The organism is Nocardia yamanashiensis, assembly GCF_021183565.1.
In the GTDB taxonomy this organism is placed as follows: domain Bacteria; phylum Actinomycetota; class Actinomycetes; order Mycobacteriales; family Mycobacteriaceae; genus Nocardia; species Nocardia yamanashiensis.
On the sequence record NZ_CP089226.1, the window covers coordinates 7,676,345 to 7,693,827 of the forward strand.

The following is a 17,483-nucleotide window of genomic DNA, read 5'->3' on the forward strand; positions in this document are numbered from 1 at the left end:
GGGGCGGAGTCCGTTCAGGACGCGGTGAGGAAGTCCAGCACGGTGGCGGTCTGGCCGAAGACGGCGTGACCGACGCCGGGCAGTACCCGCACCGTGTGATCGGGGACGAATTCGCCGATGCGGCGGGCGGTTTCGGCGGAATCGAGCATGACGTCCCGATCGCCGACGATGGCCAGCACCGGCATGGGCAGGTGCGCCAGCTGTTCGTCGGTGAACCGGGGGAGCCGTTCGGTGCGCGGGTTGAAGTGCTCGAAGATCAGGACCACCTCGTCGAGCACCGGTTCCAGCTCCGGGCCGGACAGGCCGGTGACTACGCTCGCGGATCGGCGCAGGTCGTGGCGGCCCAACAGACGCGGGATGATCGATTTCAGGAGCCAGCCGTAGCGCTGCCTGCCGATGCCGCCGGGGCACAGCAGGGCCAGCTTCTCGACCTTGTCCGGACGCCGGACGGCGTAATCCATTGCGGTCCAGCCGCCCAGCGACATTCCGACGAACGCCGCCCGCGAAATGCCCAGTCCGGCAAGGACATCGTCGATCCACTCCGCGACGGCCTCGGTGCCGAGCACCGGACGCGACGGAGCACTGCCGCCCGGTTCGCCGGGCATATCCACCGCGTAGGTGCGGAAATGCCGGGACCAGGCGGCGATATCGCCGAGCCAGGCGGTCGAGTTCGCGCCGGAACCGTGCAGCAGCACCAATGGCGGCGCGTCGGCCGGGCCGGAGATCACGACGAAGATATCGCCCGCACGGGTCGGGATCTCGCGGTGCTCGGCGGGGACCGGCCACTGCGCGAGCCGGGCCTGATAGCGGCGCGCGACGGTCTCGGCGCCGGCCTCGGATTTGTAGATGGCGCTCATGAACCGAGCACTCCCTCCATGTATTCGAGCAGCCGGGCGGTTTCGCCCAGGCCGCCGACGATGATCACTTTCAGGCGGGCGCGTTCCGCGTCGTAGAAGGTCTGGAAGCGCAGCGGCTGATCGTTCGGGTGGCGATTGCCGGTGGCGCCGGTGAGCAGGCTGCTGAGCCGGTCCACGGTGGCGCGGTCCACGGCATCGATCTCCACGATGCTGGAGACCTCGGCGTGCCGTTCCCGGGCGGCGGCCTCGCGCGCGGTGGCGGGGGCCGGGCCGCCGGTGAAGGCTTCCAGGTCGGCCTGATTGATGCGGTACTGCTTGCCGATGCGGGTGGCGGGCAGCTTGCCGTCGCGCACATAACTGCGAACGGTGCGCACGTGCAGGCCGAGACGTTCGGCGACGTCTTCCACGGAGTACAGGCGATCAGTCACGTGAACTACCTTAAACATCCCTATCTGAAGGCGCAATAGGGAGTGATAGGGAAGTTTGCGTACTACTTCTCTCGAACCTTCCCCGGCGGCGCGCAAATCAACTACCTTTCGTAGTAGACATCTCTGTCGCCTGTCTGGGAGGTAGCGCCATGCGAGCGCTGGCAGTACCGGAACACCGAATCACCTTGCCCCAATGGAGTTTTCTGCAATGGGCGGTGCTCGTCGTGGGTGTCGCGCACATCGTGTGGGCCATCGCCGGCTGGATCGCCGAACCCAGCTTCGCGATGGGCGAGCACGCGCCCGCCACCCAGATCCTGGGCATGGACTACAACGCCTGGCACGGGCTGGCCGGGCTGCTGCTGTTCGGGCCCGCGCTACCGGCCGCGACCCGCAAGAGCTGGGCGGCCTGGTACTGCGTGCTCGCGGCCCTGGGCGGCGGGTTCGGCGTCGGCATCTGGGCGCTGTTCTCGCACAATGTGCTGGTGTTCAGCTTCCCCAACCACATCACCGACGGCATCATGCACCTGGTCACCGGGGCGGGCCTGCTGGCGCTGGTGGTGGTGCAGGTGGCGTGGGACGGTGGGCTGCGGCCGGTGTTCCTACCCGGCGCGGCCACGGCGTGAGCGTCGTCGCGGCCAGTGCCCGAGCGCGTTCGCGGTTACTGCCCGATCGCCATCGCGGCCGGATCCTTCCAGTTCGCCAGTGCGATACGGAGTTGTCCCAGTAGCACTTTCGCGGGCGGGCTGAGCGGCCGCTCGGTATTCCAGGCCAGCACCAGCCGTCCGCTCATCTGCGGATCGATCTCCAGTATGCGCACCCCGAGCGCGGCGGCGTCGGCGGCCGGAATCGGCGGCACGATGGCGATGCCGAGCCGGTAACCGGCCAGCCGCATGAGCAGCGGGGGAGCGCCGGCCTCGAAGGCGAAGTTCGGGGTCAATCCGGCGGCGTGGCAGGTGTTCTCGAAGCGGCCGCGGATGCCGGTGCCGGGCGGCAGGCAGATGAGTGGGTGCTCGCACAGTTCGGCGAGACCGATCCGGTCGCCGAAACCCGGGGCCTGCACGGCGACGGCCGCGACCAGCCGGGTGGTCAGTACCGTCTCGGTGCCGATGGCCGGATCCAGTTCGTCGCCGGACAGGCTCATCAGGGCGATATCGAGGGCGCCGCGGCGCAGCGCCGCGTACATGGCTTCGGAGGTGTCCTCGGTCAGCGAGATGCCGATCTGCGGATGATCTTGGTGAAAGGCGCTCAGCTCCTTGGCGATATCGAGTTCGCCGTCAGCGGCGCCCGCGATCAGGCCCACCCGGACGTGCCCGCGGAGCAGGCCGGTGAATTCGTCCGCGGTGTGGGTGATCCGCTCCGCGGCGGCCAGTGCCGCGCGGGCCAGCGGCAGTACCGCTTCGCCGACCGGGGTCAGCGTCACCGACCGGGTCGAGCGGAGCAGCAGGGGCTGGCCGAGTTCCTTCTCCAGCTGTTTGATCTGCGCGCTGAGTCCCGGCTGGGCGAGATGCAGGCGGGCGGCCGCGCGGGTGAAGTTGGCTTCGTCCACGACGGTGACGAAGTAGCGCAGCTGCCGCAGTTCCATAACTGCTGATTCTAGCTGCGAGAAAATCTATCTGTTGGAATTATCAATCGGTGGCGAGCAGAGTCGAAGGCATGACATCGAACGCCTCGAACACCGAACTGCCCGCCACCACCGGCCCGCTCTGCCAGCCCGGCGATCCCGGGTACGACGCCGAAATCGCGGGCTTCCAAACGGCTTACACGCATCGCCCGGCCGTGGTCGTCGGCGCGGTGCACGCCGAGGATGTGCGCGCGGCCGTGGAATACGCGGCGCGGCACGGACTTCCGATCGCGGTGCAGGCCACCGGGCACGGCCTGTCGGTCGCCGTCGAGGGCGGCGTGCTCGTCAATACCGCTCGTATGAAGGACATCCGGATCGATCCGGCCACCCGCACCGCCCGCGTCGCCGCCGGGGTGCAGGCCGGTGAACTGATCGAAGCCGCCGCCGCGCACGGCCTCGCGCCGCTCAACGGCTCCTCGCTGTCGGTCGGCGTGACCGGGTACGTCCTGGGTGGCGGCATCGGGATTCTGGCCCGCGAATTCGGTTATGCCGCCGATCATGTGCGGGCGGTGGAACTGGTCACCGCGGACGGCCGGCTGCGGCGGCTGGAACCCGGCGACGAACTGTTCGGCGCGGTACTCGGCACCGGCGGCAATTTCGGCGTGGTGACCGCGCTGGAGCTCGAATTGCTGCCCATCGCAACGGTTTACGGTGGTCAGCTGCAGTTCGACACGCCGCTGGTGGCGCGGGCGCTGGAGGCTTGGCGGCTGTGGACCACCGATCTGCCGGACGCCATGACCTCGGCGTTCACCGCGCTCACCTTCCCGGACATCCCGCAACTGCCGCCGCACCTGCGCGGGCGGTATGCGGCGACGATCAATATCGCCTACACCGGATCCCCCGAAGACGGGGAACGGCTGGTCGAACCGCTGCGTGCGGTCGGTGCGCGGCTGGTGGACGACCTGCGGGTGATGCCGTACACCGACAGCCACGCCATCTACCGCGACCCCGATTCCCCGCACGCCTACATCGCCACCAATGCCCTGCTGTCCGAACTGCCCGCCGAGGCCACCGACGCCTTCCTGGAGCTCACCGGACCGGATGCCGCCGTGCCGGTGGTGGCCGGATTCCGGCACCTCGGCGGGGCGCTGCGGCGGCGCGGGCCCGGCGCGGTCGCCGTCGGCCATCGCGAGGCGGAATACGTGGCGCGCGTCCTCGCCATGCCCCGGCCGGACAATGCGGCAGCCATCGACGAGCACTTCGGTCTGATCCGAAAGACCTTGGAGCCCTGGACGATCGGCCACAACTTGAACTTCCTCTACGGCGGCGGCGACCGGGCCGATGAGGCGCAGACCCGGGCCGGATTCGACCCGGGCACCTACGACCGCCTGGCCGCACTCAAGACCGAATACGACCCGCGCAACCTGTTCCGCGGCAACCGCAATATCCGCCCGAACTGAGGTGGCGGACCTGGATCGCCGCCGCCCTCCACTCGGGCGGCGGCGGAATCTCGAGGGGGTTCGAGGGCTAAGCCCCTGAGAGACACCAGAGTCGTTCTCTGCTATCGTCGTGATATCACTTCGATACTAGGAGAGTGTCATGGAGTTGCGTCAGGCGTTCCGGTTGAACGGTTTCTTGATGCTGGGCGTGCTGGTGCTGATCGTCGCCGGGGCGTTCGGCATCCTGGCCGCGGTATCCAGCGGAGGGGATAACCCGCCTGCCGCGGCCGGGGTCGTCCTCGCGATCGCGATCATCATCGGCATCGTCATCCTGACCGGGTTCGTGGTCGTGAATCCCAACCAGGCCAAGGTGATTCAGTTCTTCGGCCGCTACATCGGCTCGGTCAGCGAATCCGGCTTCCACTGGGTCGCCCCGTTCAGCAGCCGCCGCAATATCTCGCTCCGCGTGCGGAACTTCGAAACCCAGAAGCTGAAGGTCAACGACTCCGACGGCAATCCCGTCGAGATCGCCGCCGTCGTCGTCTACCAGGTCGTGGACAGCTACAAGGCCGCCTTCGCCGTCGACGACTACGAGGACTTCGTCCAGACCCAGTCCGAGACCGCCGTCCGGCACCTGGCCACCACCCACCCCTACCAGTCCGACGAGGCCGAGGGCACCAGCCTGCGCAACGGCTCCGAGGTCGCCGAGGAATTGACCGTCGAGCTGCGCGAACGCACCGGCCTGGCCGGCATCGAGATCCTGGAAGCCCGCATCACCCACCTCGCCTATGCCCCGGAGATCGCCCAGGCCATGCTGGTGCGCCAGCAGGCCGCGCAGGTGGTGGCGGCCCGCAGCCGCATCGTCGAAGGCGCGGTCGGTATGGTCGGCATGGCCCTGGATCGACTCGCCGAGCAGGGCGTGGTCGAACTCGATGAGGAGCGTAAGGCGGCAATGGTTTCCAACCTGCTGGTCGTGCTGTGTGGTGACCGCGCCACCCAGCCCGTCGTCAACACCGGATCGCTCTACAACTGATGTCCGCCGCCAAACGCGAGCCGAAACGCGTACTGCTCCGGCTGGATCCAGCCGTGCACGACGCCATCGCCAAGTGGGCGGCCGACGACCTTCGCAGTATCAATGCTCAGATCGAGTACGCCCTGCGCTTGGCCTTGAAGCAAGTCGGCCGGGAACCGAAATAGCATCGAACCCCTTGCGCCCCCGCATCATTCGATACGGGGGCGCACTGCTGTCCGCTCCGGTCGCCGACCGCCGGCGGCTGCCGCGAACCCGCCCGAATACGCTGTCCCCGTGCCACTATCGTTCGATACCGCCGGACTCCGCCAGGTCGATACCGATCGCTGGATCAGCCCCGATACCGGCGACATGTTCCATCTCCAGTACCACGACATGGTGCCCGACCTGCCCGCGCCACTGGAACAGCTCGACACCCTGCGCCGCCGATTGGCCGAGATCCACGCCCGAAACGGTTGTCTCATCGAAGCCTTCGTCATCGGCGTCGACGCCCAGCCCGCCCTGCTCCGCCTGGAGAAACTCCCGCATCCGCAATTGCCGCGCGGCCAGATCTTCGCCGCCTCCATTGTCGTGCCCAAGGATCGCTGCAGTCTGTCGCTGGCGATCCTGTGCCCCGAAGCCGGGGTGACCGGTATGCGCGAGGCCATGCTCGGCGCCCAGCTCGGCTTCGACAATTTCTACCCGCCCCACCCCTACGCCCCGGAAGTGCAGAGCAAGCTGCCCTTCCACATCGCCGACGACATCCGGTACGACCAGCAGTTCCCGGAGCATCCGCTCACCCGCGCCCGGCAGCTGGTCGCGCGCCTGGTCCCCGGTATGCGCCTGGACCCGAATTTCGCCGGGCTGCCGTCTTTTCAGCCGTGATGGACGCCGATCAGGAGACGAGTTCGGCGCTGTCGATGAGGTAGGTGTCGCCGGCGCGGGCCAATTGGGCGCGGCGGTGCTCGATGGCGGTGCGGCCGTCCTTGAAGTGGAAGGACAGGGTGTAGGCGACCGTCAATTGGGCGGAGTCGGCGGATATCGCCGAGATGGAGACGGAATCGACTGTGTCCCAGAACTTCCGGTAGTTGTCGTAGCCGCCGATGTAGGTCTGGTAGCTGGTGGTGAGACGGGACCAGGCGGTCGCCGTATCGGCGGGCAGCAGGGTGTAGTGCGCGCGGACGAATTCGGCTGCGGCGGTAGCGGGGTCTTGCGCGCCGGCCGTGGTGGTGGTCCGGGGGCCGGGAAGCGAGGTGGTCGGGTCGGTGCTCAGCAAGGGGAGGGTATTCGTGGCGGGGGCGGGCAGGTAGGCCCCGCTCGTCCGGGAGGTCGCCTGCGGTGCGGCCGTGTCCGAGGAGGTGTCGCTCGGCAGGCGGACCAGCACCACGGTCACCGCGCCGACCAATGCCACGGCGATACCGGCCGCCCAGGCCAGGGCGCTGAGGGAGCGTTGTGCCGGGTCCTGGCGGCGGGTCTCGCCGCGTGCCGGCGGGCCCAATTCGGTGTCGGCGGTAGCTGCGGTCGCGCGGGTGAGCGCGGCCGGATCCGAGCTCGCGCTCCGGTCCGCGCCGGCGAACGGAACGACCTGTGTGGCAGCGGTTCTGGCGATCGTGGTGGCATCGTCGCGGTCGTCCGCCAGCGCGGCGCGGGCGGCCGCGGCCAATGCGCCCGCCGTCGGGAACCGGTCCGCGGGCTGCTTGGCCATGCCGCGCGCGATGACCGCGTCGAAGGCGGCGGGTACGCCGACACTGCTCGCGGACGGCCGCGGCGGCGGCGTCGACAGATGCGCCGCGATCTGGCGTTCCACGCTCGTGCCCGGGAACGGTTTCGAACCGGTCATGCATTCGTAGAGCACGCAGGCCAGCGAATACACGTCCGCGCGCCCGTCGTAGTCGCCGTGGTCGAGCCGTTCCGGAGCCATATAGGCGAAGGTGCCGATGGCCGCGCCCGCCGTGGTCAGGCCGGCGTCGCCTTCGCCGCGCGCGATGCCGAAGTCGATGAGGTACGCGAAACCATCGGGGGCGGTGAGGATATTGGAGGGCTTCACATCCCGATGCACGAGCCCGGCGCGATGTGCGGCGTCGAGCGCGGCCGCGACCTGCGCGATGCAGGACACGGCGGCGGCCGGGGTCAGCGCGCCATCGGTGTTCAACAGCGTCGCCAGATCGGTGCCCTCGACCAGGCGCATATCCAGATACAGGCGGCCGTCGATTTCGCCGTAATCGTGGATGGGCACGATGTGCGGTTCGCTCAGGCGCGCCGCGACCTGCGCTTCCCGGCGGAACCGGGCCCGGTACACCGGATCGTGCGCGTACTCCGGCGGCAGCACCTTGAGCGCGACCACGCGTTCGGTGCCGGTGTCGTAGGCGCGATAGACCTGACCCATCCCGCCCGCGCCCAGCAGCCCGCGCAGGCGATAGCGGCCGAACGGGGTTTCCTCCTCCACTCGGCTAGGCCTATCACGTTCCGCGCCGGGCCGACAGCCCTCAGTTCGGTTTCTCGGTGACGAAAATGGCTGTGCCTGGGAAGATCTCGCCGCGCAACGGACTCCACTGACCCCATTCGCGGTCCAGCCATTCCGGCCAGTCCGGTTCGATGATGTCCTTCAGGACCAGCCCGGCGGCCACGATCTCGCGCACCCGGTCGCCGATGGTGCGGTGATGCTCCACGTAGGTGGGCTCGCCGTCGGCGTCCAACTCCACATAGGGCGTGCGATCGAAATAGGGGATGGCGGCGCGCAAACCGTCCGGTCCGGGATCGTCGGGGAAGATCCAGCGCATCGGATGATTCACCGAGAACACCCAGCGCCCGCCCGGCTTCAGCACCCGCCGCACCTCGCGCATCACCTGTTCGGAATCGGCCACGAACGGCACCCCGCCGAATGCCGAGCACGCCAGATCGAAGGATTCGTCGGCGAACGGCAACTCTTCGGCACCCGCTTGTACCAAGGGCACGCGCGGCCCGCCGGCGTTCATCGCCGCCACGCCGCGATCCAGCATGGCGCGCGAAATATCCAGCCCGAACGGGTGCGCACCGTGCGCCGCCAGCCAGCGTGAGCACGGCGCCGAGCCGCAGCCGATCTCCAGTACGCGCTTGTCCTCTATATCCCCGAGCAAATGCCAGTCACCTTCGTGCAACCCCTCCGGGCACCACACGAATTCGCCTGCGGGTGAATCGACTCCGAGGAAATCGGCGTGGGTTTCGTGATAGGCGTCGGCGTCCGCGTCCCACCAGCGGCGGCTGGCGCGGCGGCTGGCGGCGGAATCGACCTTGGCGCGGGTCACCCCCGTGGTGCCGAGCAGGGCGTTCGCTGCGGCGTGCCGGGCATCTTCGGTAGGCTCGGGGTGATCTTCGGGCATGGTCTCACCCTATCGACCCGCGTGGAAGTACCCGTGTTTGCTTGGTACAACACACCTCGCGTACGCTGTTTCCCGCGAGTGTCTTCTGTACCCGATTCGCAGGAGCCGAGTAGAGCAGACAATCGTGCTGTGAGTCCGCATGCTTTCCAGGGCAGCGTTGTGCTCCGTCGCAGCGATGTGCTGTTGCATGGCCAACGTTAGTTCCATCGCTGTGTGTTCGCAGCAATACCGAAAGTCCACATGTCCACTACCGACCACAATCCGTCCGGAGCCTCCCAACACATGCCCACCACTGTCACTTCGCCGCAGGTAGCCGTCAACGATATCGGCTCTGCCGAGGACTTCCTCGCCGCCATCGACAAGACCATCAAGTACTTCAACGACGGTGACATCGTCGAAGGAACCATCGTCAAGGTCGATCGGGACGAGGTCCTTCTCGACATCGGTTACAAGACCGAAGGCGTCATCCCGTCTCGCGAACTGTCCATCAAGCACGATGTCGACCCGGCCGAGGTCGTTTCCGTGGGCGATGAGGTCGAGGCCCTCGTTCTCACCAAGGAGGACAAGGAAGGCCGCCTGATCCTGTCGAAGAAGCGTGCTCAGTACGAGCGGGCTTGGGGCACGATCGAGGAGCTCAAGGAGCGTGACGAGGCCGTCAAGGGCACCGTCATCGAGGTCGTCAAGGGCGGCCTGATCCTGGACATCGGCCTGCGCGGCTTCCTCCCGGCTTCGCTGGTGGAGATGCGTCGCGTCCGCGACCTCCAGCCGTACGTCGGCAAGGAGATCGAGGCCAAGATCATCGAGCTCGACAAGAACCGCAACAACGTGGTGTTGTCGCGTCGCGCCTGGCTGGAGCAGACCCAGTCCGAGGTGCGCAGCGAGTTCCTGCACCAGCTGCAGAAGGGCCAGGTCCGCAAGGGCGTCGTGTCCTCCATCGTCAACTTCGGTGCCTTCGTGGACCTGGGTGGCGTCGACGGCCTGGTGCACGTCTCCGAGCTGTCCTGGAAGCACATCGATCACCCGTCCGAGGTCGTCGAGGTCGGCAACGAGGTCACCGTCGAGGTTCTCGACGTCGACCTGGACCGCGAGCGCGTCTCCCTGTCGCTCAAGGCGACCCAGGAAGACCCGTGGCGTCAGTTCGCCCGCACCCACGCCATCGGCCAGATCGTGCCCGGCAAGGTCACCAAGCTGGTTCCGTTCGGTGCGTTCGTGCGCGTCGAAGAGGGCATCGAGGGCCTGGTGCACATCTCCGAGCTGGCCGAGCGCCACGTCGAGGTCCCGGACCAGGTCGTTGCCGTCGGCGACGACGCGATGGTCAAGGTCATCGACATCGACCTGGAGCGTCGCCGGATCTCGCTGTCGCTGAAGCAGGCGAACGAGGACTACACCTCCGAGTTCGACCCGTCGAAGTACGGCATGGCCGACAGCTACGACGACCAGGGCAACTACATCTTCCCCGAGGGCTTCGACTCCGAGACCAACGAATGGCTCGAGGGCTTCGAGAAGCAGCGCGAAGAGTGGGAGACCCGGTACGCCGAGGCCGAGCGTCGCCACAAGATGCACACCGCTCAGATGGAGAAGATGGCCGCGGACGCGGCCGCGGAGGCCGCCAACGGTGGACCGTCCAACTACTCCTCGGAGAGCGGCGCGCAGGCGGCCGGCTCCTCCTCGTCGGCCGAGCCGGCCGGTGGGTCGCTGGCGTCCGACGCCCAGCTCGCCGCCCTGCGCGAGAAGCTGTCGGGCAACGCCTGATTCGCGTCTCGTCGCGTGAGCGATAGCTAGACAGAAGGAAGCCCCCGGGTCCTGACGGACCCGGGGGCTTTCTCGTGGGGAGGGAAGGAAAGCGTCCGCGTCGCAACCGAGCCGGGGCATTCCGATGGCGGGCGAGGCCGATGCGGCCATGGCGTCCCGACGGCGGGCGGGAGCAGGCGCAACGGCCGGGCCTTCCTCCAGCGCGGGGCAGCCCGATGCGGTTCGGCACGCGGCCGAATTCCGCCGGGTATCCTCGAATGGATATGTCCGAGTCCGTCGTGGAGTCGCCCGGATCCCTGTGGGAGCGACGCAAAGTCGAGGCCATGAGCCGTATTCAGCGGGTGGCGCTGGACCTGTTCGACGAGTACGGGTATCGCGATGTGACGGTGGAGCGGGTGGCCGCGGCGGCGGGGGTGTCGCCGAGTTCGATCTACCGGTATTTCGGGACCAAGGAGATGCTGGTCCTCTACGACGAAGCCGATCCGCAGGTGCTGGACGTGCTGCGCACCGCGGGCGGCGGCGAGGTACTGGATTTCGGTGCGCTGCTGGCCATCGCGCGGCCGCTGGTGCCGGTGCTCACCGAGGCCATGATCACCGAGGATATGGAGAACCGCACCCGGTTGCGCATGCAGCATGTGCTCACGATTCCGGAGGTGCGGGACCGGCAGACCCGGCAGATGCGGGAGCTGGAGGACCAGTTCCGGCTGTTGTTCGCCGAGCGCAGCGGCCGCGACGCCAATGATCTGACGGTGCGGATCGCGGCCGCCACCTCGATCTGGGGCTGTATGGCGGCCCTGAACCATTGGGCGGGAACGGGTTTCGAACGCCGCCTGAAGGATGTCTACGACGAGGCGCTGGATTCGATCCTGTCCGCGCTGGAGGCCGTCGTCTCCTGAGTGCGGCGCAGGCGCGGCAGCCACCAGTTCCAGCGGCCGAACAGCTGCATGAAGGCGGGCACCAGAATCAGCCGCACGATCACCGCGTCGATGGCGACGGCCACCGCCAATGCGAAGCCGATCTCCTTGAGCTCCAGCACATCCGCGGTCACGAAACTGGCGAACACCGCCACCATGATGGCCGCCGCCGCGGTGATCGGCCGGGCGGTGCGCTGGAGTCCCTCGGCCACGGCGGCGGTGTTGTCGGGATTGCGATCCCAGGCCTCCTTCATCCGCCGCACCAGGAATACCTCGTAGTCCATGGACAACCCGAACAGCACCGCGAACACCAGCATGGGCAGATACACCTGAAGGAATCCGGCGCTGTGGAACCCCAGCAGCGATTCACCGAACCCGCCCTGGAACACCGCGACCGTGATCCCCAGCGCCGCACCGGTCGCCAGCAGATTCAACGCGATCGCCTTGACCGCCAGCACGATACTGCGGAACGCGTACACCAGGAAGGCCAGCGACACGGTCAGCACCAGCGCGATCACCCACGGGAAACGCGTGGTGATCAGCTCGGAGACATCCGCGAAGGTCGCCGGCACCCCACCGACCTTCACCTCCGCGGCTTCGAGATCACCGGCGCGGGAACGGATATCCGCGGTCAGCTCGGCCACGGTGGTGGAATCGAAGGCATCCTCGGGCACCACCATGGCGAGCATGCGCCCGCCGGCCTGCTGCGGCACCACCGAGGCGATGCGCGGATCGCGGTTCAGCGCGGCGATGAAGTTATTGGCGTCCACGAAACCGTTGCCGGACAAGGCCGTATCGCCGGGCCCCGACACCGCGAGCTGAATGGGGGAGAGCAGACCGGGTCCGAAGTTCTCCTGCACCAGCCGGGTCGCCCGCCCGGACGGATGATCGCCAAGCGAACCCAATCCCATATCGATGCCGTACTTGATACCGGTGAGCGGCAGGGCGGCCGCCGCCAGCAATGCCACGCCGGCCGCGCCGAACAGCACCGGACGCCCCATGACGGTGTGCGCCCAGCGCGTCCACGCGCTCGAAGCGGTGGCCGCGCGCGTCTCGGCCGGCCGCAATCTCACCGGCAGCGCACCACGATTCACCGCCGGGCCCAGCGTGGCCAGCACCGCGGGCAGCAGCGTGAACGCGGCGGTGAGCGTGCCGATCACCGCGGTGACCACGCCGACCGCGACACCGTTGAGCATGGGCAGCCCGACCACCACCAGCGCGCACAGCGAGATCATCACGATCAGCCCGGAAGCCAGGATGGTGCGCCCGGTGGTGTCGAGCGCCGCCCCGACCGCGGCCTGGATGTCCTTGCGCGCCTTGCGATCCCGCACCCCGCGCCGGGTCAGCTCCTCGTTGAACCGGCTCACGATGAACATGGCGTAGTCGATGGCGGTCCCGGTGCCGATCATGGTCGCCACCGACAACACCAGTGAATCGAAGGTGAGAAAGCTGGTGAGCCCGAACAGCACGCCCACCGCCAGCGCGATGCCCGCCGCGGTCACCGTGATCGGGATGCTCGCCGCGGCCACCGCGCCCAGCGCGAGCACCAGCACCAGCGCCGCCACCGGCAGGCCGATGCTCTCCCCGCGCTGCATATCCGCGGTCTCCATGCGCATGAGCGCGCCTTCGACCGGCGCGTACCCGGCGACCATGGCGTCCACGCCGGAAGCGGCGACCGGGTTGAGCGCGGTCTGCAAGCGCTCGGCGACATCGACCCGCTCCGACATATCGCCGTTCAACCCGGCGATGCCGAACGCGGTGTGCCGGTCGGCCGAGATCTGCAGCTTCGCATTGCCCTCGAACGGCCCGATCGCGCCCGCGATGCCCGCCGTCGCCCGCGCCTTCCCGATGGCGTCGTCGATGGCCGCGCGGAATTCGGGGGAGTCGGCGGTATAGCGCTCGGAGTGGAAGACGATGAGGTCCTGCTCGGTCCCGAAGGTCGAGAAGTGCTCGCCGGCAAAGCGTTCCACCTCCGCCGATTCCGAGCCGGGCACGCCGTAATCCGGTGCGCCGAGCCGCTCGTGCAGCGCCGGGTAAGCCGCCCCGCACACCACGACCAGCAGCAACCACACCCCCAGCACCACGCGCCGATGCCGGGCCATGCGCATCCCCCAGCGCCCGACGAAACCGAGCCGCTCCGCCGGGACGGGCGCGGCGGGCCGGGCTGGTGCGGCGGATCGTGTCATGGTCCCCTCCGGATCCGGATACCTGAAAGTCACTCTCAGGTATTGCCCATCAGCCTAGGAGCGCTGGCTCACACCTGCAAGTGACTGTCAGGAATTCGACATTTTCCTTGCACGACTCGCCATTCCGGGTTCGCCGCCGCGACATGACGCCGCGGTTGGATGCAACCGGCACGCTCAGCTGACATGATCTGGGCGCGTTGCGCATTGCAGACTCAGCGGAAGGTTTCTTCGGAACATGGGCGTCTTCGCCGGTTTGAACAGACGAGATTTTCTGGCGAAGGCCATGGCCGCGGGTGGTGTCGCCGCGCTGGGCGCCTATGCGAATCCGATCATCGAGCGCGCCTACGCCGCCGATCCGGCGGGTATGGGCGGGCTCGGCGATATCGAGCACTTCGTACTGCTCATGCAGGAGAACCGCAGTTTCGACCACTACTTCGGAACCCTCTCCGGGGTACGGGGTTTCGACGATCCTTCCGCGTCCTGGCAGCAGTACGGCTGGACCCCGGGCGTCGGACCGGCCGCCGACGGCTACGTACTCCCGTTCCGTCTGGACACCGAACGCGGCGCGACCCTCGACGGCGAATGCATCAACGACCCGGATCACTCCTGGGCCGCCATGCACGAAGCCTGGAACGGCGGCGGCAACGACCGCTGGATGCCGATGTCGATCAAGTCCGTCGGTCCCGGAAACGCCCCGGCCGCAATGGGTTACTACACCCGCGCCGACGTGCCCGTGCATCACGATCTGGCCGACGCGTTCACCGTCTGCGACAACTACCACTGCTCGGTGCTGGGCCCGACCGACCCGAACCGGCTGTACTGGATGTCGGGCACCATCGACCCGGACGGGATGAACGGCGGCCCGCTGCTGGAGACCCCGGCGCTGATCCCGCAGAACGCCTACAGCTGGCGGACCATGCCGGAGAACCTCTCCGCAGGCGGCGTGAGCTGGAAGATCTACAACAATCGCGATCTGGGGCCGCTGTCCTCGGTCATCCTCGACGGCATGCTGGGCTGCTTCAAACAGGCCGCCGACCCGAATTCCGAACTGGCGCGGCTGGGTAAGGCCCCGGTCTACCCGAACGACTTCGCCGCCGACGTCGCCGCGAACCGGCTGCCCGCCGTGTCGTGGGTGATCCCGCCGCTGTTCAACTGCGAGCATCCGGCGCTGCCGCCGGCCCTCGGCGCGGTCGGCATCATGCAGGTGCTCGACATCCTCACCTCGAATCCGGCGGTGTGGGAGAAGACCGCGCTGATCATCAGCTACGACGAGAACGGCGGCTTCTTCGATCACGTGACGCCACCGACCCCGCCGCCCGGCACGCCCGGCGAGTACGTGACCGTGCCGCTGGACCGGGTGTCGAAGTCCATGGGCATCGCCGGGCCGATCGGACTCGGCTACCGGGTGCCGTGCCTGGTCGTCTCGCCCTACAGCCGCGGTGGCCTGGTGGCGTCGGAGACCTTCGACCACACCTCGCAATTGCGTTTGCTGGAACGGCGTTTCGGCGTCGAGGTGCCGAACCTGACCGCGTGGCGGCGCGGCGTCACCGGCGATATGACCTCGGCCTTCGATTTCGCGGCGCGCCCGGACAGCACGAAACCGGCCTTCGCACCGGCGGATCGGAAGGTGCAGGCCGCGCTCGCGCAGTGCGGGCCGAACGTGGCCCTGGGTACGGCGACGGTCGGCACGCCGTATCCGGTGCCGCCGAACTCGATGCCGGTGCAGGAGCCGGGGACGCGCCGCCGCCCGAGCGGTCTGCTGGTCTGAATCCACCGCCGCGGGGCCGTCTTTCGAGCCGACGGCCGCCGGGCACACGACAACGGCCCAGTCCGCAGGGGCTGGGCCGCGGGTGCGAGAAGATCAGCCGACTGTCGCCGGAACCCAGTGGGCCGCTGTCGCCGCGGATTCGGACCGTTTTCGCATGGCCGCGAAGCTGTGCCGAGCCGGATTGATCAGCATGGAAAGCCACGAACGGCGGTGCTCGGCGAGCATCGCCGCGACCGCGGGAATCTGGATGCAGTGCATCGTGCCCGGCAGTCCCAGACGGTGGCGACCCGTCTGGATGTTTCTGGTGCCCAATGATGTTCCTTCTCTTGCGTTTTACCGGCCTGGAATCGCCTCCGGCGAACCTTAGCCGAACAAAAGTGTGTGTCACCGTATTTTGCGCGACATTCGCCCCGGCGTGTCGGAATGTTGCCGACGTACGGTCGGGATTGGTTGAAAAAGTTGCGAATTGGTCTCGTCGATATCACGGAATGGGCAAGTACTGCATGTGCAGGTGAAATTGCCCCGGCGAGTGGGTAATCGGTTCGTTTGAGCGCCCTGAAGTGAAGCACTCGCAGGTAGATGCGAGACTGGGGCCATGTTGCGAATCGGCCTCACCGGAGGCATGGGTGCGGGCAAGTCCACCGTCGCGCGATTGCTCGTGCAGCGCGGTGCGGTATTGGTGGACAGTGATCTGATCGCTCGCGAGGTGGTTGCCCCGGGTACGCCCGGATTGGCCGCGCTGGCCGAGGCTTTCGGTCCGGATATTCTCGCCGCCGACGGCAGTCTCGATCGTCCGGCCCTGGCGGCCAAGGCTTTCGCCAGTGACGAAGCGCGCCGGACGCTCAATGGGATCACGCACCCGCTGGTCGGTCAGCGCACCAACGAGCTCATCGCCGCCGCCCCCGCCGACGGCATTGTGGTGCAGGATATTCCGCTCCTGGTCGAGAACGGCCTGGCCCCGTTCATGAACCTGGTGGTCATCGTGGACGCCGCCGAGGAGACCCGGGTCCGGCGCCTGGTCGAATTCCGCGGAATCGACGAGGCCGACGCCCGCGCCCGCATCGCCGCCCAGGCCACCGATGAGCAGCGCCGCGCCGTCGCCGATGTGCTGCTGGACAACAATGGCGACAACGGCGTGATCGACGCCGAGGTGCACCGGCTCTGGGACGAGCGCCTGATCCCGTTCGAGCGCAATCTCCGCAACGGCAATCCGGCCCCGCTGCCGGAACTGCCGGTGGTGGAGGCGAATCCGGAATGGCCGGCGCAGGCCGGGCGCCTGATCGCCCGGCTCGCCGTGGCATGCGCGGCCGACGCCCAGCGCATCGAGCACGTCGGCCCGACCACCGAACCGGGCAAGCCGGCCGCCGATATTCTCGACATCCGCGTCACCGTGGCGAGCACCGAGGTGGCCGACGGGCTCCGGGATCGCTTGGCGGCCATCGGTTTTCCGCCCATCGATACGGGGGAGTGGCTGCACGCGAGCGCCGACCCGGGCCGGCCGGCGATCGTCAGCCTGACGGTGGACTGATCCCGCGCTACTTCCAGGTCAGCTTGATGCCGTGCGCTTCCAGCCACGGTTCGAGCAGGTGGCCGTGCGCGGCGATGCCGTCGATGACCGCGGTGGCGGTCTCGATCGCCTTCTGGGCTTGGGCCAGGTCGAGGTAACCGGCCGAGTGGGCCGCGAGCAGCTCGTCCACGTCCAGCAGCTCGACCTCGCGATTGCTGCGCACCACCAGATCCAGATAGTGGTCGACCGACTTCCAGGTACCCGGCTCCACCTGGGCGAATTCGCCGAGGTCGATGTAGTAGTCCTGATCGCGCAGGTCCGCGGGCGTGAAATGGAAGACCGTCACGCGAATGGAAAGGCTGGGCAGCAGCCAGGATTCGATGTAGTGGAACTCCGGATGATCGGAGGGACGCGCCATGTACAGCCCCCAGGGCTCGACGTGGTAGCGCTCCACCTGCCGCACGAATCCCTTGGGATCGATATTGGTGAGCTCGTCGACATGGAAGTACTCCACCTTGGGCCGGTGCAGGTCCACCGTGGGGGCGTGAGTCATGCCTCTCAGGATCGCGGTTCGAGCGGCGGTCGTCCAGGGGAGCGAGTGTTGCGTCGCCGACAGCTTGCTGGGCGGCCGGGCGCGGTTCGGGCGAATTTCGCCGAAACCCGATCTGAAGCGTGCGTATTTCGCTAATGTGCGGCTGACCCG

15 protein-coding genes and 1 pseudogene are annotated in these 17,483 nt (G+C 67.9%); 9 read left to right on the forward strand and 7 right to left on the reverse strand.

The genetic code is table 11. The annotated features are described in order from the left end of the window. Nucleotides 1-14: 14 nt before the first annotated feature. Nucleotides 15-857: an alpha/beta fold hydrolase gene (locus LTV02_RS35345; protein WP_233035892.1), complete on the reverse strand. Its 843-nt coding sequence runs from the start codon at nucleotides 855-857 to the stop codon at nucleotides 15-17. Continuing rightward, on the reverse strand, nucleotides 854-1,285 hold the full coding sequence (locus LTV02_RS35350; protein WP_233035893.1) for a helix-turn-helix domain-containing protein: 432 nt from the start codon (nucleotides 1,283-1,285) through the stop codon (nucleotides 854-856). The genes LTV02_RS35345 and LTV02_RS35350 overlap by 4 nt, the downstream gene beginning before the upstream one ends. Nucleotides 1,286-1,434: 149 nt before the next feature. On the opposite strand from LTV02_RS35350, the gene LTV02_RS35355 reads away from it, so the two are divergent. Next, on the forward strand, nucleotides 1,435-1,908 hold the full coding sequence (locus tag LTV02_RS35355) for a DUF4383 domain-containing protein (RefSeq protein ID WP_233035894.1): 474 nt from the start codon (nucleotides 1,435-1,437) through the stop codon (nucleotides 1,906-1,908). A gap of 35 nt (nucleotides 1,909-1,943) precedes the next feature. On the opposite strand, the gene LTV02_RS35360 is transcribed toward LTV02_RS35355, so the two are convergent. After that, on the reverse strand, nucleotides 1,944-2,867 hold the full coding sequence (locus LTV02_RS35360; protein ID WP_233035895.1) for a LysR family transcriptional regulator: 924 nt from the start codon (nucleotides 2,865-2,867) through the stop codon (nucleotides 1,944-1,946). A gap of 71 nt (nucleotides 2,868-2,938) precedes the next feature. Here LTV02_RS35360 and LTV02_RS35365 point away from each other — a divergent pair, with 71 nt between their 5' ends. The 4 genes from LTV02_RS35365 (at nucleotide 2,939) to LTV02_RS35380 (ending at nucleotide 6,179) form a co-directional block, all read left to right on the forward strand. Next, nucleotides 2,939-4,306: an FAD-binding oxidoreductase gene (locus tag LTV02_RS35365; protein ID WP_233035896.1), complete on the forward strand. Its 1,368-nt coding sequence runs from the start codon at nucleotides 2,939-2,941 to the stop codon at nucleotides 4,304-4,306. Nucleotides 4,307-4,445: 139 nt separating this feature from the next. Beyond that, entirely contained in the window at nucleotides 4,446-5,318 is an 873-nt protein-coding gene (locus tag LTV02_RS35370) for an SPFH domain-containing protein (protein ID WP_233035897.1), read from the forward strand. Beyond that, complete coding sequence (locus tag LTV02_RS35375) at nucleotides 5,318-5,482, forward strand: hypothetical protein (RefSeq protein ID WP_169815404.1); 165 nt, start codon at nucleotides 5,318-5,320, stop codon at nucleotides 5,480-5,482. Before LTV02_RS35370 ends, LTV02_RS35375 begins: the two co-directional genes overlap by 1 nt. A gap of 109 nt (nucleotides 5,483-5,591) precedes the next feature. After that, a complete protein-coding gene (locus LTV02_RS35380) occupies nucleotides 5,592-6,179 on the forward strand; it encodes a hypothetical protein (protein ID WP_233035898.1) in 588 nt (195 codons plus the stop codon). A 10-nt stretch (nucleotides 6,180-6,189) separates the two neighbouring features. Here LTV02_RS35380 and LTV02_RS35385 read toward each other — a convergent pair whose 3' ends face one another. Both LTV02_RS35385 and LTV02_RS35390 read right to left on the reverse strand, forming a co-directional pair. Continuing rightward, entirely contained in the window at nucleotides 6,190-7,740 is a 1,551-nt protein-coding gene (locus tag LTV02_RS35385; RefSeq protein ID WP_233035899.1) for a serine/threonine-protein kinase, read from the reverse strand. 40 nt (nucleotides 7,741-7,780) lie between these two features. After that, on the reverse strand, nucleotides 7,781-8,653 hold the full coding sequence (locus tag LTV02_RS35390; protein ID WP_233035900.1) for a class I SAM-dependent methyltransferase: 873 nt from the start codon (nucleotides 8,651-8,653) through the stop codon (nucleotides 7,781-7,783). Nucleotides 8,654-8,935: 282 nt separating this feature from the next. Between LTV02_RS35390 and rpsA the strand changes: the two genes are divergently transcribed. Then, nucleotides 8,936-10,405, forward strand: a complete 1,470-nt coding sequence (gene rpsA, locus LTV02_RS35395; RefSeq protein WP_067720052.1) for a 30S ribosomal protein S1 — start codon at nucleotides 8,936-8,938, stop codon at nucleotides 10,403-10,405. Nucleotides 10,406-10,668: 263 nt separating this feature from the next. Further along, nucleotides 10,669-11,301, forward strand: coding sequence for a TetR/AcrR family transcriptional regulator (locus LTV02_RS35400; RefSeq protein WP_233035901.1), 633 nt, complete (start codon nucleotides 10,669-10,671; stop codon nucleotides 11,299-11,301). On the opposite strand, the gene LTV02_RS35405 is transcribed toward LTV02_RS35400, so the two are convergent. Further along, the gene (locus LTV02_RS35405) at nucleotides 11,247-13,505 is read right to left on the reverse strand and encodes an MMPL family transporter (RefSeq protein WP_233035902.1); all 2,259 of its coding nucleotides are present in this window, start codon (nucleotides 13,503-13,505) and stop codon (nucleotides 11,247-11,249) included. The genes LTV02_RS35400 and LTV02_RS35405 overlap by 55 nt on opposite strands. Before the next feature lie 235 nt (nucleotides 13,506-13,740). On the opposite strand from LTV02_RS35405, the gene LTV02_RS35410 reads away from it, so the two are divergent. Beyond that, nucleotides 13,741-15,273: a phospholipase C gene (locus LTV02_RS35410; protein WP_233035903.1), complete on the forward strand. Its 1,533-nt coding sequence runs from the start codon at nucleotides 13,741-13,743 to the stop codon at nucleotides 15,271-15,273. 595 nt (nucleotides 15,274-15,868) lie between these two features. Beyond that, nucleotides 15,869-16,798: pseudogene (gene coaE, locus LTV02_RS35415) on the forward strand (dephospho-CoA kinase); the annotation flags it as partial. Nucleotides 16,799-16,808: 10 nt separating this feature from the next. On the opposite strand, the gene LTV02_RS35420 reads toward coaE, so the two are convergent. Further along, nucleotides 16,809-17,333, reverse strand: coding sequence for a DUF402 domain-containing protein (locus LTV02_RS35420; protein WP_084535443.1), 525 nt, complete (start codon nucleotides 17,331-17,333; stop codon nucleotides 16,809-16,811). Between the last annotated feature and the right edge of the window lie 150 nt (nucleotides 17,334-17,483).